The following is a 22,883-nucleotide window of genomic DNA, read 5'->3' as shown; positions in this document are numbered from 1 at the left end:
CGGCGCTACAGCCAGTCCCGTCGCTTGAAGACGAGGTACAGACCGGTGCACACCACTGCCATCAGGACGATGGCGAAGGGATAGCCCAACACCCAGTGTAGCTCCGGCATGTGATCGAAGTTCATCCCGTAGATCGTCCCGACGAGTGTCGGGGCGAACAGGATCGCCGCCCACGACGAGATCTTCTTGATCTCCTCGTTCTGCTCGAACCCGGCCTCGGCCAGCGCCCGCATCTCCGCGTTCTGCTGCTGCGTGACGAGGGTCGCGTTCACGGTCAGGATGTCGGTCAGGGCCTGGCGGAAGCCGTCGACGCGTTCACTGGTGTGCGTGACGTGGTCGGCGACGTCGCGCAGATAGCGCTGGAGCTCCTCGTCCGTGCCGTACTTGGCGAAGCCCGCCATCAGGCCGTGCAGCATGCCGACCAGTGGACGGGTCGCGCGCTGGAACTCGACCACCTCGCGGGAGAGTTCGTAGATACGGCGGGAGACCGCGGGGTCGCCGCGGAAGACCTCGGTCTCGATCTCGTCGATGTCGTTCTGGACGCCGGTGACCACCGGCACGTAATCGTCGACCACCGCGTCCAGGACGGCGTACAACACCGCCTCCGGACCCAGCTTCAGCAGCTCGGGCGTCCCCTCCATACGGCGGCGCACCGCCGACAGGTCCGGGGCCGCGCCGTGCCGGACGGTGATCAGGAAGTCGGGGCCCACGAAGACGTGCAGCTCGCCGAACTCGACCTCCTCCTGCGCGTCGAGATAGCGGGCCGCCCGCAGCACCACGAACAGGGTGTCGCCGTACCGTTCCAGCTTCGGTCGCTGATGGGCCTCCATCGCGTCCTCGACGGCCAGCGGATGCAGGCCGAACTCCCCGGCCAGGGAGAGCAGTTCGGCCTCGGTCGGGCGGGCCAGGCCGATCCACGCCATGCCCGACGGCTGCTCGCGCAGCTCGCGGTAGGTGTCGGCGAGCGTGGCGGGGGAGGAGACGCGGACCCCGTCGCGGTACAGGGCGGCCTGCACGACGCTGTCGATCTCCGCGGGCGGCGGGGGAGGCTCGTCCGGCACGGGGTCCTGGCCCCGCCGCGGCTGGGACGGGGGGAGGGCACGGCGCCAGCCGGACCTCCCGGCGTTCTTCGCGGCGGTTCGGGCGCGTCGCTCGGACATCGAGGCTGCCTCCCGGGTCGGGCCTGCGCTGGGTGATCGGCCAGCAGGATATACGGGGCAAACGGCATCGACAGGGGGCGGACGCCGGGAAATCCATGGCAGACGCGGACAGCCGCTGTCCGCAGTCGGCGTTAGCGTGCGCCCATGACCAGGACGAAGCCCGCCGCGACGGCGCCCGTGCTCGGCACCCGCGCCCTCAACCGCGCGACCCTCGAACGGCAGTTGCTGCTGCGCCGCTCCCCGATGCCGCCCGCGGCGGCGGTGGAGCACCTCGTCGGTCTCCAGGGCCAGGAGGTCAAACCCCCGTACCACGCCCTCGCCGCCCGCCTCGACGGCTTCACCCCCGAAGCGCTGTCCGGGCTGCTGGAGCGCCGCGAGACCGTTCGCATCGTCACCCTGCGCTCGACCATCCACCTGCACACCGCGGACGACGCCCTCACCCTGCGGCCGCTGGTGCAGCCCGCCCGCACCCGGGAACTGAACCTCTTCCGCCACGGGCTCGTCGGGGTCGACCCGGAACGCCTCGCCGCGCTCGCCCGCGAACTGGTCGAGACCGAGCCGCGCACGATGCGGCACCTGCGCGAGGCCCTGAGTGCCGAGTGGCCGGAGGCCGACCCCCAGGCCCTGGCCGTCGCCGCCCGCTGCACCCTTCCCCTCGTCCAGGTCACCCCCCGCGGACTGTGGGGCCGTGGCGCCCGGGTCGCCCTCACCACCGCCGAGCACTGGCTCGGCCGCGCGGCCGAACCCGCCGCCGCCCCGGACTGCGCCGTGCTGCGCTACCTCGCCGCCTTCGGCCCGGCCTCGGTGAAGGACATGCAGACCTGGTGCGGACTGACCCGGATGCGCCCCGTCTTCGAGCGGCTCCGCCCCCGTCTGGTCACCTTCCGCGACGAGCGGGGAACCGAACTCTTCGACCTGCCCGAGGCGCCCCGCCCCGATCCCGACACCCCGGCCCCGCCGCGCTTCCTGCCCGAGTTCGACAATCTGCTGCTCTCCCACGCCGACCGCACCCGGGTGGTGCCGCCCGCGAACAAGGGCCGCACCTGGCAGGCGAACACGTTCTACTGCCCGCTCCTCGTCGACGGCTTCCTGGCCGGGGTGTGGCGGCTGATCGGCGACGCCCTCGTCATCGAACCCTTCGGCAAGCTCACCGCGGCTCAGGGCGGGGAGGTGGCGGAGGAGGGCGCGCGAATGCTCCGGGTGCTGTACGGGGAGTCGTCGTACGACATCCGCTTCGGGACCGTCATCGCCTGAACGGACCGGCCGTCGTCGCGCGGGCACGGACGGCGGACATGGACGGCGAACATGGATAGGGGGCGCTGCGGGCCGCTCGTGGAGGCCCGCAACGCCCCCCGGTCATTCACCTGAGGGTTACTCAGGAATCCTTCGCCCGGTCAGGATCCGACGTGCGCGGTGACCGGACCGGAGACGGTGGTCAGCCGCGTGTGGAAGCCCGGGTGGCCGGGCGCCGCGCGGCTCCGGCTCCAGGAAGTGATCCCTGCCAGGACGCCCCCTGTGAGCGGCGGGCGGTCGCTGTCGTCCTGGCAGGTGTCCACGCCGCCGGAGGTGTGTCCGGCGCACACGATGCCGCTCGCGACGAACGCGGAGCCGTGGGAACCACGGGAGCCGGCGCCGTGACGACGGCGGGCTGTCTGGGACGGGTGAGGGCGAACACAGGTCTCCTCGGACTGTGGCCGGTGGGGGGTCGCGCGGGTGTGGGGGGTCGAGCACGAAGGTCTGGCCCAGACCCCGTGTGCCCGGCGAGCGGCACGCACTCAACGTAGAACCCGGAACGCACGCCTCCCAATGAGGGAACCCCCTAAGGGAGTTGGGGCAGGGAAAACCCTCGGTGCGCCGCTCCGACGTCGGGCCGCCCCCTGACCCCCGGCCGCTGCACGCGGCACTGACCCCCCGTCGCCGACCGCTGTCCTCACTGGGCGTGGCGGCCCGCTGCCAGTCTGACGATGTCGACCCGGGATCGGATCCCCAGCTTGCGGTAGACCCTGGTGAGCGTGGCCTCGACCGTCTTGACGCTGATGAACAGACGCCCGGCTATCTCCCGGTTGGTCGCGCCCTCCATGACGAGCGCGGCGACCTGGCGCTCCATCGCGGCCAGCCCCTCCAGCGCGTCGAGCGGGGCGGGCGCGGCCGCCGCGACGGCCGGCCGCTCGGGCGCGCCGGCGGCGGCCGCCGCCTCCACCTGCCGCAGCCAGGGCAGCGCACGGCACCGCCGGAACAGCCGCGCCGCCTCGTCGAACGACGTCGGCCCCGGCAGCCGGGTGCGCAGCCGGGCCGCCTCGAAGGCGGCCCGCGCCTCCTCCAGCCCGCAGCCCAGCTTGGCGAGCCGGTCCTGAACGGACGTCAACTGCACCAGCGCCGCCTCGTGTTCACCGCGTGCCGCCCGCACCAGCGCCTCGGCCCGGTCGAGCACGGCCAGCACGCTCTCCCGGCCCAGCCGCAGCGCCTGCTCGCGTGTCTCGTCGATCACGTCCTGCGCCTCGGCCGGCTCGCCGATGCGCACCAGTGCCTCGGCCAGGTCGCCGTGCCAGCGGCCGCGCGCCGGATCGGTCACGCCGAGCGCCTGCTCCAGGTCCCGCACCCGGCGCAGCGACCGCACCGCCCCGTGGGCGTCGCCGGCCACCCACTGGACGTACCCGAGGGTGGCCAGGGCGCGGGAGACGTAGATCTGGTCGCCGTCCTCCTCCGCGTGCTCCACCGCTTCGCGGGCCAGTGCCAGTGCGTGGTCCACGCTGCCGCCCGACGCCTCCGCGAGCGAGGCGAACACCGCGGAGGCCACCTCGCCGATCCCGGAGTCCCGGGCCAGCCGCAGGCTCTCGCGGGCCAGGTCGAGGGCCCGGCCGCAGTGCCCCGACCGCAGTTCGGTCTCGGCGAGCATCCGCAGGAAGTGCACCTCGCTCTCGACCATGCCGCGCCGCCGCACCTCGCGCAGCAGCGAGGTGACGGTACGGCGGGCCTCGGGCAGTTCGTCGCTCATCAGCAGCCAGCGGAACCGGGTCGAACCCGCGCCGTTGTGATGGCACGCCACCTGCGGGTCCTGCGGCTCCTTCAGCGCGCGTTTGATGGTGGCGGGGGCCTCCGGGTGACCCATCAGGGTCTCGGCCTGGGCCTGGAAGGCGAGCGCGAGGAGTTCGGTGCGCCGGGCGCCCGACCGGGCGGCCAGGTCCGCCGCGTGCGCGGCCTCCTCGCGGCCCTCGGCGAAGTCGCCCTCGACGACCAGCGCCCGCCACGCCAACTGGTAGTGCACCAGGGCGAGCAGCCCCGCGTCGTCGCCCGCGTCGGCCAGCGCCTGCGGGAAGACGGCGTCGACCTCCCCGAGGGCCTGGCCCGCCGACTCGATCACCACCATCCAGGCGCGCACCCGGTTCGCGGGCACGGTGGTGCGGGTCAGCACCTCGCGCGCGATGTCCCGGGCGAGGTCCACCTCGCCGGCGGTGATCGAGTCCTCCGCGGCCTGGAGCCGGCGCTCGTCGGGGCCGGGAACGCTGTCGGCCGGGGTGCGCCGGGCCGCGAGCAGACCGAGGGAGGCCGCGACCGAAGGGGCCCCGCGGTCCCGGGCCAGCGCCGCGGCCCCGGCCAGCCGGGCCGCCACGCCCGGGTCGGTGCCGGTGGTCGCCAGCGCCAGATGACGCGCCCGCTCGATCGGGTCGGAGGCGGCCGTGGACAGCGCGGCGTGCGCGGCGCGCCGCTCGTGCGCGGGCGCCTCGGCGTACAGCGCGGCCGAGATCAGCGGATGCGCGAACCGTACGGCGGGCCCCTCCGTCTCCGTGGCCAGCAGCCCGAGTTCGGCCGCGCGGGCGGTGTCGGCCTCGGCGTTCTCCCGGCCGGCCGCCAGCAGCAGGGCCAGGTTGGGACGGGCGCCCGCGCTGGCCACGAGCAGGGTGCGCCGGGCGTCGTCGGAGAGCATCTCCAGCCGGCTCAGGACGAGCGCCCGCAGCGAGGTGGGCACGGGCAGCGGCTCGCCGGGCCGGGGCGGGGTGGGGTTCTCGGCGAGCGCGCGGCCCAGTTCCAGCGCGAACAGCGGGTTGCCGCCGCTGGTGCGGTGGATGTCGCGGACCGTGGAGCGCGGCAGACCGGTGTAGCCGCGGTGATCGAGCAGTGCGGAGACCTGGGCGCGGGAGAGCGGGCCGAGGTGGAGGGCGAGGGTGTCCGGCGGGGCCGCGCGCAGATGGCGGTCGTACTCCTGGCCCTCGGTCCGGACCGCGCAGAGCATCCGGACCGGGGTGTCGCCGAGTCGGCGGGCGGCGAAGCCGAGCAGTTCCGCACTGGCCGGATCCAGCCACTGCACGTCGTCGGCGACCAGCAGGACGGGGCCGTCGGCGGCCAGCGCGCGCAGCGCGGACAGCACCGCCAGACGCAGCGCGAGCCCGTCCCGCTGGAGGGTGGACTCGCCGCGGCCGGTGAGCGCCGACTCCAGTGCGGTGCGCTGGGCGGGGGGCAGTCTGTCGGACACGTCGTCCAGCACCAGGCCGAGGAGGTCGGCCAGGGCGAGGAAGGGCAGATGCGATTCCGACTCGGTGGCGGAGCAGCGCAACACGGTGCGCGCCGCCGCGGCGTAATCCGCGGCCAATGCCCGCAGGACCGTCGACTTCCCTATTCCGGCGGGTCCGTGGAGCAGCACACTGCCCCCGCGGCCGAGCTGGTCACGTGCCGTCGAGAACAGTTCTTCCCGTCCGATGACCAGGTCGGGGCGGCATCGGGCAGGCTCCTTGAAGTCCCGTTGCACGGTCACCGCTCCCTCCGCGAGTCGTGTCCGGGTCAAATTCTAGGCAACAACTCATTGAAATTCGGAGTGACGAGATGGTGAGGGAAATAACAGCACGTGTGCATGGGCAAATTCAGGCGTGCCTGAAATGAATCACTCCGGGCCCGACGATCGCCGCCGCGGGCTCCGTACGGTGGCACGGGGGTCGGGTTTGCGCCAGTCCTGGTGGGGTTGGGCTGCCGGGCGGGTGGTGTGCCGGTGTGCCGGTGGCCTGATGTGCGGCGTGTGCCCGGTTCGGGGGTAGTGAGACCTGCGACACGGATTTCACGATGCGCGCGGGGCCGGGGACGCCGGGCCGGGAACGGTTCGCAGCCCGGCCGCGGCCGTCCTGTCAGCGGTGCGCTCCGAGGTGAGGAGAGAGCAGATGCGTGTGCCGATGGTCGTCACGGACTTCCTCGACCGGGCGGAACTCAGCTTCCGCGACGTCACAGGCGTGGTCGACGAGCCCGACCAGCCCGCGCCGCCGGTGCCGACGTCGACCTACGGCGGTTTCGCCGACCGGGTCCGGGCCTGGCAGGCCGGCCTCGACGCCCTCGGCGTCGGTCCGGGGGAGCGGGTGGCGGTGGTCAGCCACAACTCCGCCCGCATGCTGGAGCTGCTGTTCGCGGTGCCGATGAGCGGACGGATCTGCGTGCCCGTCAACTTCCGGCTGAAACCGGACGAGGTCGACTATGTCGTACGGCAGAGCGGAGCGTCGGTCCTGCTGGTCGACCCGGAGCTGGACGAGGCGCTCGCCGGGGTGAAGACGTCCCACCGCTTCGTGCTGGGCGAGCACACCGAGACCGGACTGATGCGGTTCGGCGTCGAGCCGCGCCCGTGGGCGGACCCGGACGAGGACGCCACCGCGACGATCAACTACACCTCGGGCACCACGGCCCGGCCCAAGGGTGTGCAGCTGACGCACCGCAACCTCTGGGTGAACGGCCTGACCTTCGGACTGCACACCAGGGTCTGGGAGCGCGACGTCTATCTGCACACCCTGCCGATGTTCCACTGCAACGGCTGGGGCATGCCCTACGTCATGGCCGGCCTCGGTGTGCGGCAGGTGGTGCTGCGCAAGGTGGACGGCGCGGAGATCCTGCGCCGGGTGGACCGGCACGGGGTCACGCTGATGTGCGGCGCGCCCGCCGTGTGGAACGCGGTGCTCGACGCGGCGGCCGACTGGCAGGGCGAGATCCCCGGCCGGGACCGGGTGCGCGTGGTGTGCGCGGGTGCCCCGCCGCCGAGCAGGACGATCCAGCGCATGGGTGACGAACTGGGCTGGGAGTTCACCCAGATCTACGGTCTGACCGAGACCTCGCCGCTGCTCACCTTCAACCGCCTGCGGCCCGAGGACGACGAACTGCCCGCCGAGGAGCGGGCCCGCCGGCTGTCCCGCGCGGGGGCCCCGGCGCTCGGTGTGAAACTGCGGGTGTCCGGCTCGGGCGAGGTGCTGGCGCGCTCGAACACCGTGCTCCACGGGTACTGGGACAAGCCCGAGGAGACGACGGCCGCCCTGGACGGCGACTGGTTCCGCACGGGCGACGGCGGCACGATCGATCCGGCCGACGGCCATCTGACGATCTCCGACCGCAAGAAGGACGTGATCATCACCGGCGGGGAGAACGTGTCGTCGATCGAGGTGGAGGACACGATCTTCAGTCACCCGGCGGTCGCCGAGGTCGCCGTCATCGGGGTGCCGGACGAGAAGTGGGGCGAGACGATCAAGGCGCTGGTGGTGCTCGCCGAGGGCGCCACCGCCGACGAGGCCGAGATCATCGCCCATTGCAAGGAGCGGATGGCCCGGTTCAAGGCACCCACGAGTGTGGAGTTCCGGGACACGATTCCCCGCACCGCCACGGGCAAGATCCAGAAGTTCCGGCTCCGTGAGCCGTACTGGACCGGCGTGGAGCGGGGCGTGAACTGACACCGGCCCCCGGGCCCCGTGACCCCGGGCCTCATGACCCCCGGGTTCCCGTGACCCGCGGGGCTCCATGACCCACCGGACCTCAGGACCGTCCGGAACCCGGGGACCCGCAGGATCCCCGGGACCATCAGGACCCTCAGGGCCCCGGCGACTCCACGCGACTCCTCACTGCCCCACGCGTCCCGCATCCCGGCGCGGCGGGGCCCCGCCGCGCCGGGATGCGGTCAGGACACCCCCGTGTCGAGCGCGTCCGCCGCGCCGTTGGCCGGGGACGGAGGTCCCGACGGGCCCAGTACGAACAGTGCTATGCCGAGGGCGTCGGCGCGTGCGCGGGCGTCCTCGGCATAGCCGGCGAGTGAGAAGTACACGCAGTCCGCGGACTCCGTCATGGCGGTCAGCCACAGGCACTCCACGTCCCGGAGTGTGGCCGGGCGCACCGACGGGTCGACCTGGGCGACCAGCCCGCGCGCCGCCAGCCCGATCCCGGACGGCGGGCGCTGGTCCGCGCGGCGGATGTCGCGGTGGCCGAGCCGGTGCAGATGGAGCGCGGCGGCGGTGACGGCGTCGAGGGCGGTGCGCAGGGCGACGGGGCGTCGCTGCGCGCCGGGCGCGGCCACCGGGATCCGCAGCGCCGTCCCGCAGGGGCAGCCCAGTTCGGGCCGGGGCCACTGGTTGCCCCGGCCGCAGGCCGCGCACCGGACGACGATCCACTCCTCGTCCCAGACGCGGTGCGTGATCACGGTCGGCGCGGTGAGGCGGTCCAGCGCCGGGCTGACGGGGGCGCCGCAGGCGCACGGGTAGGACGGCGCGGCGTAGACGTGCTCACGCCGACAGGCCGGGCAGCGCACCGGCACGCTCTCGGGCATGGCCCACTCCAAGGCGTCGCAGCAGGGCAGCGCACCCCATCGTCCTCCTGCCGGCCCCGGTCTGTCCGTCTCTTGACGGCATTCATGGCTCCCCCTACATTGCTTCCAGATGGTAGAAGTTACCTTCCGCTATACGGAAGACTGCTCACCGCGGGGCGCGACGGGAGTGCGAATCCGACAGCCGAAGCAGGAGTACTCAATGGCTCGTATGACCGCTGCCCGCGCGGCAGTCGAGATCCTCAAGTGCGAGGGAGTCACCGACGCGTTCGGTGTGCCGGGCGCGGCGATCAACCCGTTCTACGCGGCGCTCAAGGCCTCCGGCGGCATCGCCCACACCCTCGCCCGCCATGTCGAGGGCGCCTCGCACATGGCCGAGGGCTACACGCGCACCCACGCCGGCAACATCGGTGTGTGCATCGGCACCTCCGGACCGGCCGGCACCGACATGATCACGGGCCTGTACTCGGCGACCGGTGACTCGATCCCGATCCTGTGCATCACCGGCCAGGCCCCGACCGCGGTGATCCACAAGGAGGACTTCCAGGCCGTCGACATCGCCTCCATCGCCAGGCCGGTCACCAAGATGGCGGTCACCGTCCTGGAGGCGGCGCAGGTCCCCGGCGTCTTCCAGCAGGCCTTCCACCTGATGCGCTCCGGCCGCCCCGGACCGGTCCTGATCGACCTGCCGATCGACGTCCAGCTCACCGAGATCGAGTTCGACCCGGAGACGTACGAGCCGCTGCCCGTCCACAAGCCCGCCGCGACCCGCGCCCAGATCGAGAAGGCGCTCGGCATGCTGAACGCCGCCGAGCGGCCGCTGATCGTGGCCGGCGGCGGAATCATCAACGCCGACGCCGCCGGACTGCTGGTCGAGTTCGCCGAGCTGACCGGCACGCCGGTCGTACCGACGCTGATGGGCTGGGGCGTGCTGCCCGACGACCACGACCTGAACGCCGGCATGGTCGGCCTCCAGACCTCGCACCGCTACGGCAACGCGACCTTCCTGGAATCCGACTTCGTCCTGGGCATCGGCAACCGCTGGGCCAACCGCCACACCGGCAGGCTCGACGTCTACACGGCCGGGCGGACGTTCGTGCACGTGGACGTCGAACCGACCCAGATCGGCAGGATCTTCGCCCCGGACTACGGCATCGCCTCCGACGCGAATGCCGCCCTGCGCCTGTTCGTCGAGGTGGCACGGGAGCTGAAGGAGGCCGGCCGGCTGCCCGACCGCTCCGACTGGGCCGCCGCCGCGCAGGAGAAGAGGGCGACCCTCCAGCGCCGTACGCACTTCGACGACATCCCGATCAAGCCGCAGCGGGTCTACGAGGAGATGAACAAGGCCTTCGGGCCCGAGACCCGCTACGTCTCCACCATCGGACTGTCCCAGATCGCGGGCGCACAGATGCTGCACGTCCACCGGCCGCGCCACTGGATCAACTGCGGCCAGGCGGGACCGCTCGGCTGGACCGTCCCGGCCGCGCTCGGCGTCGCCAAGGCCGACCCGGAGGCGCCCGTCGTCGCCCTCTCCGGCGACTACGACTTCCAGTTCATGATCGAGGAGCTGGCGGTCGGCGCGCAGCACAAGATCCCGTACGTCCACGTCCTGGTCAACAACGCCTACCTCGGTCTGATCCGCCAGGCGCAGCGCGCGTTCGACATCGACTTCCAGGTGAATCTGGAGTTCGAGAACGTCAACTCGCCCGAGCTGGGCGCCTACGGCGTCGACCATGTGAAGGTCGCCGAGGGGCTCGGCTGCAAGGCGATCCGGGTGACCGACCCGAACGAGCTGGGCGCGGCCTTCGAGGAGGCCAGGAAACTCGCCGCCGAGTACCGGGTGCCGGTCGTCGTCGAGGCGATCCTGGAGCGCGTCACCAACATCTCCATGTCCCCCACCAACGACATCGGCAACGTGGTGGAGTTCGAGGAGATCGCGACCGAGCCCGGCCACGCGCCGACCTCGATCAGGACGCTGAAGGTCTGATCCCGCGGCACGGCACGGCGGGGCGGCCCATCCGGAAGGTGGGCCGCCCCGCTTCTTCGTGGTCTCTTGCCGCTCCCGGTTCCCGCTTCCGTCGCGGGGCCCGCCGCCCCCGTGCCGGCGGGTCCCGCGTGTCGGGTATCTGCCCGCCTCACGGGCGGGCCGAAGCCTCCCGGGGTGTGTTCAGAGGTTCATTTGAGGGTTCCGTACCCGGCGTACGACCGGTGCCGTACGCGAGTCCACTCGCGCGGTCGTTCCGTGTGGTCGTTCCACGCGGTCGTTCCGTGCGGTTTGTGGTCATTCCGTGTGGTGCTCCGACAGGCCGGGCCAGTCGTCCGGACCGCCGCCCTGCCAGTCGATGAGATCGCTCTCCTCCACTTCGATCTGGTCCAGGTCGGCCAGACGCAGGATCTCCACGACGTCGTCCAGGTGGGAGGCGATCCCGAGGGCCTCGTCACCGGCGGTGACCCGCCGTGAGCCGTCCAGGGCCGGGGGGTGCACGACGACATGCGGCTGCTGTGTTGGTGCCATGCCTTCAGGGTCCTGCGGCGGCGGTGCGGGCGCACGCCGGAGCACGCGGAGGAGCGCCGGGTACGGGACCGTCCGTACCCGGCGCTCCTGGACCGGCGGGGAGGTGTGGCCGTCCGGCGGCGCGAGGCTGGGCGCGACAGGACGTTCGCGCCGCCGGACGGGGTCGGTACGGCTGGGACCGCGGCGGTGCGACGGCGCCGGGGCGCTCCTTCCCTCAGGTCGAGAAGGAGGCCTCGGGGCCTTCACCACCGCACTGGCTCGCACGCCGCCGCGGTCCTCGCCCCGCCCGCCGGACCCGGCGGCCACCCCTCATCCGGGTCGCCCGGTCCGGGCGGGCCGCGCGTCCAGCTTCCGACCTTCCGTCAGATGCCGGACGCAGCTGTGTGGTTCAGTCCGCCCGCTCCGGGACGCGCTCGCGGTCGAAGCGCGCCGGCTTCTCCGGCAGGTGCTGGTCCTGGGAGAGGAGCGGGCGGGGTGGGTTCCGGGCGGCGCCGGCGCCTGGGCGCGACAGGACAGGTGTCGGCGGCGACGCCGCCCGGAGGTCTTCGGAGGGGTCTTCAGCAGTCTTCGGAGGGGGCTTCGGCGGTCGTCCGAGGGGCGTCGGCGGTCTTCGGCCGGTCAGACCTCGGCGCCGGACAGCCGTTCCACGGCGCGCAGCAGGGCCGAGTGGTCCAGGCCGCCGTCGCCCTGGGCGCGCAGGGCCGCCACCAGTTGGGCCACGGTCGCGCCGACCGGCAGGGCGGCGCCGACGTTGCGGGCCGCGTCCGTCACGATCCCCATGTCCTTGTGGTGCAGATCGATCCGGAAGCCGGGCCTGAAGTCGCGGTTGAGGAAGTTGTCCTTCTTGCGGGTCAGCACGGTCGAGCCGGCCAGGCCGCCGTTCAGGACCTCCAGTGCCGCCGCCAGGTCCACGCCGGACTTCTCCAGGAAGACCACGGCCTCGGCGCAGGCCTGGATGTTCACGGCGACGATCAGCTGGTTGGCGGCCTTCACGGTCTGGCCGGAGCCGTGCGGTCCGCACAGCACGATGGTGCGGCCCAGTGCCTCGAAGATCGGCTTCGCGGTGTCGAAGTCGGCCCGCTCACCACCGACCATGATCGACAGCACCGCCTCGACGGCACCGGCCTCACCGCCGGACACGGGGGCGTCGAGCACCCGGATGCCCTTGTCCCGCGCCGCCGCGGCCAGGTCGACCGAGGTCTGCGGGGTGATCGAGGACATGTCGATCAGCAGCGCGCCGGAGCGGGCGTTCTCCAGGATGCCGTCCGGGCCGTAGGCGACGGCCTCGACCTGCGGTGACGCCGGGACCATCGTGATGATCACGTCGGCGTCCCGCACCGCGTCGGCGACACCGGCGGCGGCGGTGCCGCCGGCGGCGGTCAGCCGGTCCAGCTTCTCCCGCTCCAGGGTGAAGCCGGTGACGTCGTAACCCGCCTTGATCAGGTTCTCGGACATGGGGGAGCCCATGATGCCGAGGCCGATCCAGGCGATCGCCGGACGGTGCGGGCGGGGCGAATCCGTGAGACTCATGGGGGTACCTCTCTGAAACGGTGCTCGGGGGTCGTCAGCGCGCGGCGCGGGCCTCGGCCGGCAGCCAGTCGAACGCCTCGGCGCTCGGGCGGTCGCCGGGCTTGTACTCCAGGCCGACCCAGCCGTCGTAGCCGTGCTTGCGGAGCCGGCCGAGCAGGTCCTCGAGCGGGAGCGAGCCCGTGCCGGGCGCGCCGCGGCCCGGGTTGTCGGCGATCTGCACATGACCGGTCCGGTCGGCGTACTCGGCGATCACCTGCGGCAGGTCCTCGCCGTTCATGGACAGGTGGTAGAGGTCCATCAGGAAGCGGGCGTTGCCGAGCCCGGACGCCTCGTTGACCTGGTCGACGACACGGACCGCGGCGGGCGCCGACACCAGCGGGTAGTGCGGCGACTCCGGCTGGTTCAGCGCCTCGATCAGCAGGATCGCGCCGATCCGGTCGGCGGCCCGGGCCGCGAGGACCAGGTTCTCCAGCGCGAGGGCGTCCTGGCGCGCGGGGTCGACGCCGTCGATCCGGTTGCCGTAGAGGGCGTTGAGCGCCGTGCAGTCCAGCGACCGGGCGAAGTCGGCCGCCACGTCGATGTTGGCGCGGAACCGCTCCGACTCCTCGCCGGGGACCGACAGGGCGCCGCGGTCCGGTCCGGGCAGGTGGCCCGCGTAGAAGTTCAGGCCGGTGAGCCGGACGCCCGCGTCCTGGACCGCCTTCCGCAGGGCGTCGAGCTCGGAGTGCTCGGGGGTGGGCGAGTCGATCCAGGGCCACCACAGCTCGACCGCGGTGAAGCCCGCCGCGGCGGCGGCCGCGGGGCGCTCCAGCAACGGGAGTTCCGTGAAGAGGATCGACAGGTTGACGTTGAAGCGCTGCTCTGCGGCTGTGCCCCATTCAGAACCTGGCATGGGTGACGGCGCTCCCTTCCGCGGTCGGGATTCCGTATTGTGGAAGTTAGTTTCTGCTTATTGGAAGATTGCCGTCGGGTGTCCGGGCTTGTCAAGAGGGGTCGGCGGAAAACGGCACCGCGCGTTAGGTTGAGCGCGTGCGATTGAGAGTGGAGTTCACGACCGAGCCCTTCGACCTGGACGAGGCACCCGCGCACGCGGTGGTGGCCCGCGAGGTCGTCGAGGGCGCCGAGTTGGACGCGGTGGACGTCGGGCCGTTCGGCAACACCGCGGAAGGCGGCGCCGACGCGGTGCTGAGCGCGGTGGACGCCCTGCTGCGCAGGACCCTTCAGGCCGGTGCCACCCGGGTCTCGCTCCAGGTCAATGTGATCGCGGACGGTGAGCGGTGAGCGAGGAGCAGCCCTTCATCGCGGCCGTGAAGCCACTGGTCGACGCCATGGGCGGGCAGCTGGTCGCGCCGGACGAGGCCGGCCCCGACGACGTGGTGCTCGCCTGGGAGGGCGCCGACGTCGTGGCCGTGCGCCTGCCGCAACTGGCCGACTCCCTCGATCACATCCTCGCCGCCATGGAGCGCAAACGCGGCAAGCCGCTGGCCGAGCTGGACCGCAAGGCCAAACAGGAGGTCGTGCGCATACTGGAAGCGCGCGGCGCCTTCTCCGTGCGGCACGGTGTGGAGACCGTGGCGGGCGCACTGGGTGTCAGCCGGTTCACCGTCTACAACTACCTGAACCGCGAGAAGGGGGTCTGACCGCCTCCCGCGCGACACGGGGGCCGGGAGCGGTCGCCGCCCCCGCCCGCCGACCGCCGCCGCCCCACGGGGGAGCGGCGGTTTTTGGCACCCGGAATTTTCAACAAAGTGTTGACGCGCTGTCGCCGAAGGGCGTTAGCTGTCCGCAGCCCGTACAGCACGAAGGCCGACAAGGCCACGGAGGCTCCCGTGACGCCCACTTCCACGCCGCCGGGTCTGGCCCGGTTCAACGAACTGGACGAGCACGCGGCCCTCGCCGCGCTGCTGGAGGCGTGCGCCTCCACCGCGTGGGCCGAGCGACTGCTCGCCGCCCGCCCCTACGCCACCCCCGAGGACCTCGGCGCGGCCAGCGACGCCGCCATGGCGGCCCTGACCGCCGCGGACCTGGAGGAGGCGATGGCCGGACACCCGCCGATCGGCCGGCCCGCGCCGGGCGACCCGACCTCGGCCCGCGAACAGCGCGGCATGGCCGGCGCCTCCGGGGAACTCAGGGCGCAGATGCTCGAACTGAACCTGGCCTACCAGGAGAGGTTCGGCCATGTCTTCCTGATCTGCGCGACCGGCAGGACCGCGGAGCAGATGCGCGACGCGGTCAGAGAGCGGATCGGCAACCCGCCGGAGCAGGAGCGGGAGATCGTCCGGACCGAGCTGGGCATGATCAACCGCATCCGACTGGACCGACTCGTCGAAGAGGACTGAGCGCAGCATGAGCACCAGCACCACCGCCTCCGTGTCCACCCACATCCTGGACACCAGCGTCGGCCGCCCCGCCGAGGCGGTCGCCGTCCGCCTCAGCGCCCGCGCCGGACGCGACGCGGCCTGGCGGGCGCTCGGCGGTTCCGCGACCGACGCGGACGGCCGGTGCAAGGACCTCCCGGCGCTGCCGGAGGGCACCACCCACGTCCGGCTCGACTTCGCGGTCGAGGCGTACTTCGAGAAGAAGCAAGCCGATGCGCAGCAGGACGCCCCCGCGAATCGGGACAGCGGTGCCGTGTTCTTCCCGGAGGTGGCGATCACCTTCGCCGTGAACCCCGGGGAGCACTACCACGTACCGCTGCTGCTCAACCCGTTCGGCTACTCCGTATACCGAGGGAGCTAGCAGACATGGCAGTCAATTCCCGCCCTGCCCACCCTGTGATCCTGGGACAGAACCAGTACGGCAAGGCCGAGAACCGAGTCGTGCGGATCACGCGGGACGGCGCCACCCACCACATCAAGGACCTCAACGTCTCCGTCGCGCTCTCCGGCGACATGGACGAGGTCCACTACTCCGGCTCCAACGCCAACGTCCTTCCGACCGACACCACCAAGAACACGGTGTACGCGTTCGCCAAGGAGCACGGCATCGAGTCCGCCGAGCAGTTCGGCATCCACCTCGCCCGCCACTTCGTCACCTCGCAGCAGCCGATACAGCGGGCCCGCATCCGGATCGAGGAGTACGCCTGGGAGCGGATCGAGGCCGCCGGCTCCGGTTCCGGCGGCGCGAACGAGGCCGCGCACTCCTTCGTCCGCAAGGGCCAGGAGACCCGGCTGACGCAGATCACCTACGACGGCGGGACCTGGGAGGTCGTCTCCGGCCTCAAGGACCTCGTGGTGATGAACTCGACCGACTCCGAGTTCTGGGGCTACGTCAAGGACAAGTACACGACGCTCCCCGAGGCGCACGACCGCATCCTCGCCACCGAGGTCTCCGGACGCTGGCGCTTCAACTGGACCGACGACGAGCAGAGGATGCCCGACTGGGAGGAGTCCTACGAGCAGACCAGGAAGCACATGCTCCGGGCCTTCGCCGAGACCTACTCGCTCTCGCTCCAGCAGACGCTGTACCAGATGGGCGCGCGCATCATCGGCCACCGCGGCGAGATCGACGAGGTCCGCTTCTCCCTCCCGAACAAGCACCATTTCCTGGTGGACCTGGAGCCGTTCGGGCTGAAGAACGACAACGAGGTGTACTTCGCCGCCGACCGCCCCTACGGGCTGATCGAGGCCACGGTCCTGCGGAACGGCTGCGAGGCCAGGATCCCCGAGGACCTCACCAACCTGTAGGCCGCATCTCCCTTTCGGCACCCGCGGCCGGACGGCCCGCCCGGACGGCCGCGGCACTCAAATCCCCCGGGGTCCTGCCGTGCCCTCTCCGATTCAGCGAACCTCAGTGAAAAGGGACGAACCATGGCAGCAGCCCAGCGCATCGTCATCGAGAACTGTTCGATCGCGACGGTCGACGCGCACGACACCGAGTACCCGAGCGGGTACGTCGTCATCGCCGGCAACCGGATCGAATCGCTCGGCGCGGGCAGAGCCCCCGACGGCCTGGAGAACGTCGTACGCCGCATCGACGCCACCGGGCACCTGGTCACCCCCGGCCTGGTCAACACCCACCACCACTTCTACCAGTGGATCACCCGGGGCCTGGCCACCGACCACAACCTCTTCGGCTGGCTGGTCGCGCTGTACCCCACCTGGGCCCGCATCGACGAGCCCATGGTGTACGCCGCGGCCCAGGGCTCCCTCGCAGTGATGGCCCGCGGCGGCGTGACCACCGCCATGGACCACCACTACGTCTACCCGCGGGGTTCCGGCGACCTGTCCGGCGCCATCATCCGCGCCGCCCGCGAGACCGGGGTCCGCTTCACCCTCGCCCGCGGTTCCATGGACCGCAGCGAGAAGGACGGCGGACTGCCGCCGGACTTCGCCGTCGAGACCCTGGACGGCGCGCTCGCCGCGACCGAGGAGACCGTCGAGCGGCACCACGACTCCTCCTTCGACGCGATGACCCAGATCGCCGTGGCGCCCTGCTCCCCCTTCTCCGTCTCCACCGAACTGCTCAGCCGGGGCGCCGAACTGGCCCGCCGCCTCGGCGTCCGGCTGCACACCCACGGTTCGGAGACCGTGGAGGAGGAGAAGTTCTGCCACGAACTGTTCGGCATGGGCCCGACCGACTACTTCGAGTCCACCGGCTGGCTCGGCGAGGACGTCTGGATGGCGCACTGCGTCCACATGAACGACTCCGACATCGCCGCCTTCGCCCGCACGGGGACGGGTGTCGCCCACTGCCCGTCCTCCAACGCGCGGCTGGCGGCCGGTATCGCCCGCGTCCCCGACATGCTCGCCGCCGGCGTCCCGGTCGGCCTCGGTGTCGACGGCACCGCCTCGAACGAGTCCGGCGAACTCCACACCGAACTGCGCAACGCCCTGCTCATCAACCGCCTCGGCGCCCACCGCGAGGCCGCTCTGAACGCCCGTCAGGCACTGCGCCTGGGCACCCACGGCGGCGCCCGGGTGCTCGGCCGCGCCCGCGAGATCGGCTCCCTGGAGCCGGGCAAGCTCGCCGACCTGGTGCTGTGGAAGCTGGACACCGTCGCCCACGCCTCCATCGCCGACCCGGTGACCGCCCTGGTCTTCGGGGCCGCGGCCCCGGTCACCGCCTCGTTCGTGAACGGTGCGCAGATCGTCGACAACGGCCGCCTCCTGCACGTCGACGAGGACGCCGTCGCCCGTTCCACGCGGGCACAGGCACAGCGGCTGGCGCGGATCACGGCCCAGGGCTGATCCGTCCGAGACCCCGGCCGGGAGGGACGGCTCCCGGCCGGCAGCCGCGGACCCGAGCGGGGTCCCGCGGCGGCCGGCACCGGGGTGCGCGCCGACGCGCGCGCCCCGGCACGGTCACCGTCCCCGGTGCCTCACCCGCCGCCCGATGCGGTCGAGCGGGCGACACCCCGTGCCCACGCGCACCACCTCCCTGAAACCCGCGGCAGCGGCATCGGCCTGGTCGCGATGACCAGGATCCGCAGCCGGTACGTCGTCGCCGCAGGCGGGGGCTTCCTGGTGCTGATGGGCCTGTGCCCGATGGCGGCCTCGCTCATCGCCGTGGTGCCCCGCCCGGTGCTCGGCGGCGCCGGTGTGGTGCTGTTCGGCTCGGTCGCCGCCGGCGGTGTCCGGACGCTGGTACGTGCCGGGCGAGGAGGTCACCGGCCCGGCGAACCGGGCCCCTGCCACGCCATGAGGTTGGCGAACAACTCGGCCTGCTCGACGGCGTCGTCCAGGGCATGGTGCGTATGGCGGCGCCGGGACAGCAACTCGCGCGGCATGGTGCCCTTGGCGACGGCCCGCAGCGGAAGGCCCGCCTTGGTGGCGTACAGGGTCTTCATGTCGAGGCAGCCGGAGTGGCCGAACGGGCTCGATCCGGTGAAGCGGATCAGGTACCAGTACAGGAACGTCCAGTCGTACGACGCCGGGTAGCCGCACATGACCGGCTGGGCGCCTACGGCCGCCTCGCGCACCCAGTCGGTGAACTCGGCGAGGGCGGCCTCGGGTTCGGCGCCCTCGCGGCCCAGCCGGTCCCGGTCCAGTCCGCTCACCGCCAGCGCCTCGGGCGCGAACTCCTCGCTGATCGGGCGCAGTTCCCGGTAGAACGTCCGCTGCTGCGGGTCGGCGGCGGTGAAGCCGTCCGCGTCCTGCCGGCCGGCGACCACGGCCCCCAGGCTGAGCATCGAGTACGGCCCGGGGATGGGGCCGTCCGCCTCGATGTCCACGGAGATGTAGAGGCTGGGCTTGACGCGTCGTGGGGCCATGGGGCCCGAGCATTCCAGGCCGCCCCCGTACCCGCATCCGAATTCGACGCCGGCCGACCTCGCTTCGGGCGGCGGGGGAGCGCCGGCGCTACAGGCCGAACAGGCCGGGGTCCGTCGCCATCTCCTTGAAGTGCTCCCGGGGATCCGCCAGCAGCTTCCGGGCCTTGAGGTCCATCAGCCCGCCGACGGCGTCGATCTCGGCCGCGACCGCGCCGTCCGCCGTGCGGATCAGCTGCCGGATCCGGAACGTCTTGCCGAGGCCCCACTCGAAGACACAGGTCACCCGGACGTCGTCGCCGGCGAGCAGCTCACGCCGGTAGCGGATCGTCGTCTCCAGGGCCACCGGTCCGACGCCCCGGTCGGCGAGGTCCGCCTGGCGGATCCCGGCGGCGTGCAGCAGCGCCCAGCGCGCGTGCTCCGCGTAGTTGAGGTAGACGGCCTGGTTGAGGTGGCCCTGTACGTCGGTCTCGTACCCGCGGACGGTCACGGGTACGGAAAACGGATCGCTCACGGTTCTCCCCTGTCGTGGTCGGGACGCAGCGGCTGCCGATCGTGGCGGTCGGACGCAGCGGCCGTCGTGGGCCGCACGCCCCCGCCGTCGGTCTCGGCACGATCATCATGCCCGTCGCGGGGACGCCAGCAGATAGCGGGCCCGGGTGCGCGGCTCGGTGTGCTCGCCGACCTGCCAGCCGGCCTCTTCCAGTGTGCCCGCGCAGGCCCGCAGCGCGTCGGCGTCCGGCTCGTGCACGGCGACGGCCTCGGGCTGCGGGGTGGCCCGCACCCGGTATCCGCCCGTGTCGCTGCCGGCCGGCCGGTGCCCCGCGGCCTCCAGGGCGAGCGCGGCGGCCTGCACCAGATGCGCGCGCTCCCAGCCGCACGGGCGGTCGGTGGCGCCGTCGGTGTTGGTCATGCGGCGCAGCTCCAGCAGCCCCTGCCAGGCGCTGTGCACCTCGCGCCGCCGGGCCGGACCGGTCTGCGGCGGGTGCTCCTCGCCGCCCACACGCGCGGTGAAGACGCCGGAGTCCGCGGGCGGCGCCGCGCTGCCGGGCGGCTCGGGCGCGGCCCTCTCGCGTATCCGGTGCCCGGCCGGGGTCAGGAAGTGGTCGTGCGGCGGGCGCGGGTGCCGGAAGGCCAGGCCCCGCTGCACCAGCGCCGCGAGCTGCGGCTGCGTGCCCCGCAGCCGTCCGGTGACCGGATCGGCGGCGTCGATGACACGCCGCTGGGCGGCGGTGGGCGGTCGTGTCACGGCCCGCCTCCTCTCCGGTGCGCGCAGGTCCCCTCGGGCCCGCCCGGTGTCCGGCGGGCACAGGTGAAGACTACGGCCCGGGTCTGACATTCCACCCCGCGATCACCGGCCGCCCGTGCTCGGTGCCCAGCCGGCACACGGCACCGGTGGCCAGCTGGAACAGCGCCCCGTCGCAGGGCGGCAGACCGAGGCGGCGGGCGGTCAGCACGCGCAGGAAGTGCCCGTGCGACACCAGCACCACACAGCCCTCGGTGTTGGCGAGCGCCACGTCCGCCTTGGCCAGCACCCGGTCGGCGCGCTCGCCGACCTGCTCGGCGGTCTCACCGGGACGGTCCGGCGGCCCGGCGGTGACCCCGTCCGTGAACAGGAACCAGCCGGGCCGTTCGCGCTGGATCGCGACGGTGGTGATCCCCTCGTAGCCGCCGTAGTCCCATTCCATGAGGTCGGGGTCGGTGTGCGCGTCGTGCAGCCCGATCAGCTCGGCCGTCTCACGGGCCCGCTGCGAGGGGCTGACGAAGACGGCCCCGATCCGGTGCGAGCGGATCAGCGGCACGACCGCGCGCGCCTCCTCCCGGCCGCGTTCGGTCAGGGGCACATCGGTGCGCCCGGTGTGCCGCCCGGACCGCGACCACTCGGTCTCGCCGTGCCGTACGAGAAACAGATCACCCATGCGACCAGGCTAGAAGGCCACTACTGCCGGTACCCGCCGAGGAAGCGTCCGATCCGCCCGATCGCCGCCTCCAGGTCGTCCGCGTGGGGGAGGGTGAGGATGCGGAAGTGGTCCGGGGCCGGCCAGTTGAAGCCCGTGCCCTGCACCACCTGGATCTTCTCGCGCAGCAGCAGGTCCAGGACGAACCGCTCGTCGTCGTGGATCTTGTGCACCTTGGGGTCCAGACGGGGGAAGGCGTACAGCGCGCCCTTGGGCTTCACGCACGACACGCCGGGGATCTCGTTGAGCTTCTCCCACGCCACGTCGCGCTGCTCGCGCAGCCGCCCGCCCGGGGAGGTCAGTTCGCGGATGGACTGCCGCCCGCCGAGCGCCGCCTGGATGGCGTACTGCGCGGGCGCGTTCGCGCACAGCCGCATGGAGGCCAGCATGGTCAGGCCCTCCAGATAGTCGCGCGCGTGCTGCCGGGGACCCGTGACCACCAGCCAGCCGGAGCGGAAGCCCGCCACCCGGTACGTCTTCGACAGCCCGCAGAAGGTCAGCACCACCAGGTCGGGGGCGAGGGCCGCGGCCGAGTGGTGCACGGCGTCGTCGTAGAGGATCTGGTCGTAGATCTCGTCCGCGAAGACCATCAGGCCGTGCCGGCGCGCGAGGTCGAGGATGCCCTCCACGACCTCCTCGGGGTAGACCGCGCCGGTGGGGTTGTTGGGGTTGATGAGGACCACGGCCTTGGTACGGTCCGTGATCTTCGCGGCCATGTCGTCCAGGTCCGGGTACCAGTCGGCCTGCTCGTCGCAGAGGTAGTGCACCGCCTTGCCGCCGGCCAGGGTCGTCACCGCCGTCCACAGCGGGAAGTCGGGGGCGGGGATCAGGATCTCGTCGCCGTCCTCGACCAGCGCCTGCACGACCATCGAGACCAGCTCGGAGACGCCGTTGCCGAGGAAGACGTCGTCGACGCCGACCTCCAGGCCCAGGGTCTGGTAGCGCTGGGCGACGGCCCGGCGGGCGGAGAGGACACCGCGCGAGTCGGTGTACCCGTGCGCCTGCGGCAGCATCCGGATCATGTCCTGGAGGATCTCCTCCGGCGCCTCGAAGCCGAACAGGGCGGGGTTGCCGGTGTTGAGGCGCAGCACGCTGTGGCCGGCCTCCTCCAGCGCGTTGGCGTGCTCGATGACCGGGCCGCGGATCTCGTAACAGACCTCGCTGAGCTTGCTCGACTGCCGGAACTCCATGCGCAGCTTCCCCTCCGGTGACTTGTCTTGCTTGGTTTTACCAAGTGGTCGCTTGGAAAGTCCAACAACATGTCTAGACTGCGTCGCATGCCACCTCGCCGAAGCTACGACCAGTACTGCTCCGCGGCCCGCGCCCTCGACGCCGTGGGTGACCGCTGGACCCTGCTGATCGTCCGTGAACTGCTCGCCGGCCCGCGCCGCTACACGGACCTGCACGCGGATCTGCCGGGTGTCAGCACGGACGTACTCGCCTCGCGGCTGAAGGACATGGAGCGCGACGGACTGGCGACCCGGCGCCGGCTGGCACCGCCCGCGGCGGCCTATGTGTACGAAATCACCGTGCGCGGGCGGGAGTTGCTGCCGGTGCTCCAGGCGCTGAACGTGTGGGGACAGGCCGAGCTGGGCGAGCGGCGGCCGACGGACGCCGTGCGCGCGCACTGGTTCGCGCTGCCGCTGCTGCGCAATCTGGCGCAGGCGGGAGCGGGGGAGGGGCTGGTGGAAGTGCGGCTGGAGGAGGGGGAGTTCCATCTGCACGCCGGGTCGGGGTCCGGCCCGGTGTACGGCGACGGGCCCGCTCCCGTCGAGCCGGACGCCCGGCTGGTCCTGGACACCGGCACCTGCACGGCGGTGGGACGCGGCGAGTTGAGCGTGACCGACGCGGTGCGCGCCGGCCGGATCCGGGTGACCGGGGACGGCACCCTCGCCAAGGCCCTGCGGGAGGACTGAACGGGGCCCCGGCCCGAGAAGCGGACGTTCGACCGGAACGGAGG

General features: G+C 72.4%; 21 protein-coding genes and 2 pseudogenes. 11 read left to right on the top strand and 12 right to left on the bottom strand.

Going from position 1 to position 22,883, the window contains the following annotated elements; all coding sequences use genetic code 11:
* Window positions 1-5: 5 nt before the first annotated feature.
* Window positions 6-1,160 carry a magnesium and cobalt transport protein CorA gene (locus DN051_RS10135; RefSeq protein WP_053759254.1) on the bottom strand — a complete coding sequence of 385 codons (1,155 nt, stop codon included), beginning with the start codon at window positions 1,158-1,160 and terminating at the stop codon, window positions 6-8.
* 144 nt (window positions 1,161-1,304) lie between these two features.
* On the opposite strand from DN051_RS10135, the gene DN051_RS10130 reads away from it, so the two are divergent.
* Entirely contained in the window at window positions 1,305-2,414 is a 1,110-nt protein-coding gene (locus tag DN051_RS10130) for a winged helix DNA-binding domain-containing protein (RefSeq protein ID WP_112438549.1), read from the top strand.
* Between the two features lie 140 nt (window positions 2,415-2,554).
* Here DN051_RS10130 and DN051_RS10125 read toward each other — a convergent pair.
* Window positions 2,555-2,776 (bottom strand): annotated as a pseudogene (locus DN051_RS10125) (trypsin-like serine protease); the annotation flags it as partial.
* 314 nt (window positions 2,777-3,090) lie between these two features.
* On the bottom strand, window positions 3,091-5,910 hold the full coding sequence (locus tag DN051_RS10120) for an ATP-binding protein (protein WP_053759256.1): 2,820 nt from the start codon (window positions 5,908-5,910) through the stop codon (window positions 3,091-3,093).
* Between the two features lie 397 nt (window positions 5,911-6,307).
* On the opposite strand from DN051_RS10120, the gene DN051_RS10115 reads away from it, so the two are divergent.
* A complete protein-coding gene (locus tag DN051_RS10115; protein WP_112438548.1) occupies window positions 6,308-7,849 on the top strand; it encodes an AMP-binding protein in 1,542 nt (513 codons plus the stop codon).
* A 224-nt stretch (window positions 7,850-8,073) separates the two neighbouring features.
* Here DN051_RS10115 and DN051_RS10110 read toward each other — a convergent pair whose 3' ends face one another.
* Entirely contained in the window at window positions 8,074-8,715 is a 642-nt protein-coding gene (locus DN051_RS10110; protein WP_112442194.1) for a hypothetical protein, read from the bottom strand.
* Between the two features lie 199 nt (window positions 8,716-8,914).
* On the opposite strand from DN051_RS10110, the gene gcl reads away from it, so the two are divergent.
* A complete protein-coding gene (gene gcl / locus DN051_RS10105; protein ID WP_112438547.1) occupies window positions 8,915-10,699 on the top strand; it encodes a glyoxylate carboligase in 1,785 nt (594 codons plus the stop codon).
* Between the two features lie 294 nt (window positions 10,700-10,993).
* Here the strand turns inward: gcl and DN051_RS10100 are convergent, their stop codons facing one another.
* The 3 genes from DN051_RS10100 to DN051_RS10090 form a co-directional block, all read right to left on the bottom strand.
* Window positions 10,994-11,227 carry a hypothetical protein gene (locus tag DN051_RS10100; protein ID WP_053759259.1) on the bottom strand — a complete coding sequence of 78 codons (234 nt, stop codon included), beginning with the start codon at window positions 11,225-11,227 and terminating at the stop codon, window positions 10,994-10,996.
* 618 nt (window positions 11,228-11,845) lie between these two features.
* A complete protein-coding gene (locus tag DN051_RS10095; protein ID WP_053759260.1) occupies window positions 11,846-12,757 on the bottom strand; it encodes a 2-hydroxy-3-oxopropionate reductase in 912 nt (303 codons plus the stop codon).
* A 34-nt stretch (window positions 12,758-12,791) separates the two neighbouring features.
* A complete protein-coding gene (locus DN051_RS10090; protein WP_053759261.1) occupies window positions 12,792-13,649 on the bottom strand; it encodes a TIM barrel protein in 858 nt (285 codons plus the stop codon).
* 137 nt (window positions 13,650-13,786) lie between these two features.
* Between DN051_RS10090 and DN051_RS10085 the strand changes: the two genes are divergently transcribed.
* The 7 genes and pseudogenes from DN051_RS10085 to DN051_RS10055 all read left to right on the top strand — a co-directional run.
* Window positions 13,787-14,038, top strand: a complete 252-nt coding sequence (locus DN051_RS10085) for a YkoF family thiamine-binding protein (protein ID WP_053759262.1) — start codon at window positions 13,787-13,789, stop codon at window positions 14,036-14,038.
* A 47-nt stretch (window positions 14,039-14,085) separates the two neighbouring features.
* Complete coding sequence (locus tag DN051_RS10080; RefSeq protein WP_053759306.1) at window positions 14,086-14,397, top strand: helix-turn-helix domain-containing protein; 312 nt, start codon at window positions 14,086-14,088, stop codon at window positions 14,395-14,397.
* A gap of 189 nt (window positions 14,398-14,586) precedes the next feature.
* Window positions 14,587-15,096, top strand: coding sequence for a 2-oxo-4-hydroxy-4-carboxy-5-ureidoimidazoline decarboxylase (gene uraD, locus DN051_RS10075; RefSeq protein ID WP_053759263.1), 510 nt, complete (start codon window positions 14,587-14,589; stop codon window positions 15,094-15,096).
* 7 nt (window positions 15,097-15,103) lie between these two features.
* Entirely contained in the window at window positions 15,104-15,496 is a 393-nt protein-coding gene (gene uraH / locus DN051_RS10070; RefSeq protein ID WP_112438546.1) for a hydroxyisourate hydrolase, read from the top strand.
* Between the two features lie 5 nt (window positions 15,497-15,501).
* Window positions 15,502-16,443, top strand: a complete 942-nt coding sequence (gene pucL, locus DN051_RS10065; RefSeq protein WP_053759265.1) for a factor-independent urate hydroxylase — start codon at window positions 15,502-15,504, stop codon at window positions 16,441-16,443.
* A gap of 123 nt (window positions 16,444-16,566) precedes the next feature.
* Window positions 16,567-17,946 (top strand): 8-oxoguanine deaminase, encoded by a 1,380-nt coding sequence (locus DN051_RS10060; protein WP_112438545.1) that lies wholly within the window; start codon window positions 16,567-16,569, stop codon window positions 17,944-17,946.
* Window positions 17,947-18,156: 210 nt separating this feature from the next.
* A pseudogene (locus tag DN051_RS10055) lies at window positions 18,157-18,354 on the top strand (solute carrier family 23 protein); the annotation flags it as partial.
* An 8-nt stretch (window positions 18,355-18,362) separates the two neighbouring features.
* On the opposite strand, the gene DN051_RS10050 reads toward DN051_RS10055, so the two are convergent.
* From DN051_RS10050 to DN051_RS10030, 5 genes are all read right to left on the bottom strand, one after another.
* On the bottom strand, window positions 18,363-18,968 hold the full coding sequence (locus DN051_RS10050) for a 3'-5' exonuclease (protein ID WP_053759268.1): 606 nt from the start codon (window positions 18,966-18,968) through the stop codon (window positions 18,363-18,365).
* 88 nt (window positions 18,969-19,056) lie between these two features.
* Window positions 19,057-19,479, bottom strand: a complete 423-nt coding sequence (locus DN051_RS10045) for an acyl-CoA thioesterase (RefSeq protein WP_053759269.1) — start codon at window positions 19,477-19,479, stop codon at window positions 19,057-19,059.
* Window positions 19,480-19,584: 105 nt separating this feature from the next.
* The gene (locus tag DN051_RS10040; protein WP_053759270.1) at window positions 19,585-20,214 is read right to left on the bottom strand and encodes a hypothetical protein; all 630 of its coding nucleotides are present in this window, start codon (window positions 20,212-20,214) and stop codon (window positions 19,585-19,587) included.
* Between the two features lie 70 nt (window positions 20,215-20,284).
* On the bottom strand, window positions 20,285-20,884 hold the full coding sequence (locus DN051_RS10035) for a histidine phosphatase family protein (protein WP_112438544.1): 600 nt from the start codon (window positions 20,882-20,884) through the stop codon (window positions 20,285-20,287).
* A gap of 20 nt (window positions 20,885-20,904) precedes the next feature.
* The gene (locus DN051_RS10030) at window positions 20,905-22,113 is read right to left on the bottom strand and encodes a pyridoxal phosphate-dependent aminotransferase (protein WP_112438543.1); all 1,209 of its coding nucleotides are present in this window, start codon (window positions 22,111-22,113) and stop codon (window positions 20,905-20,907) included.
* An 87-nt stretch (window positions 22,114-22,200) separates the two neighbouring features.
* Here DN051_RS10030 and DN051_RS10025 point away from each other — a divergent pair, with 87 nt between their 5' ends.
* Complete coding sequence (locus DN051_RS10025) at window positions 22,201-22,839, top strand: winged helix-turn-helix transcriptional regulator (protein ID WP_112438542.1); 639 nt, start codon at window positions 22,201-22,203, stop codon at window positions 22,837-22,839.
* The last annotated feature ends 44 nt before the right edge of the window (window positions 22,840-22,883 follow it).

The organism is Streptomyces cadmiisoli (assembly GCF_003261055.1).
GTDB lineage: Bacteria > Actinomycetota > Actinomycetes > Streptomycetales > Streptomycetaceae > Streptomyces > Streptomyces cadmiisoli.
This window is presented reverse-complemented; position numbering and strand designations above follow the sequence as displayed.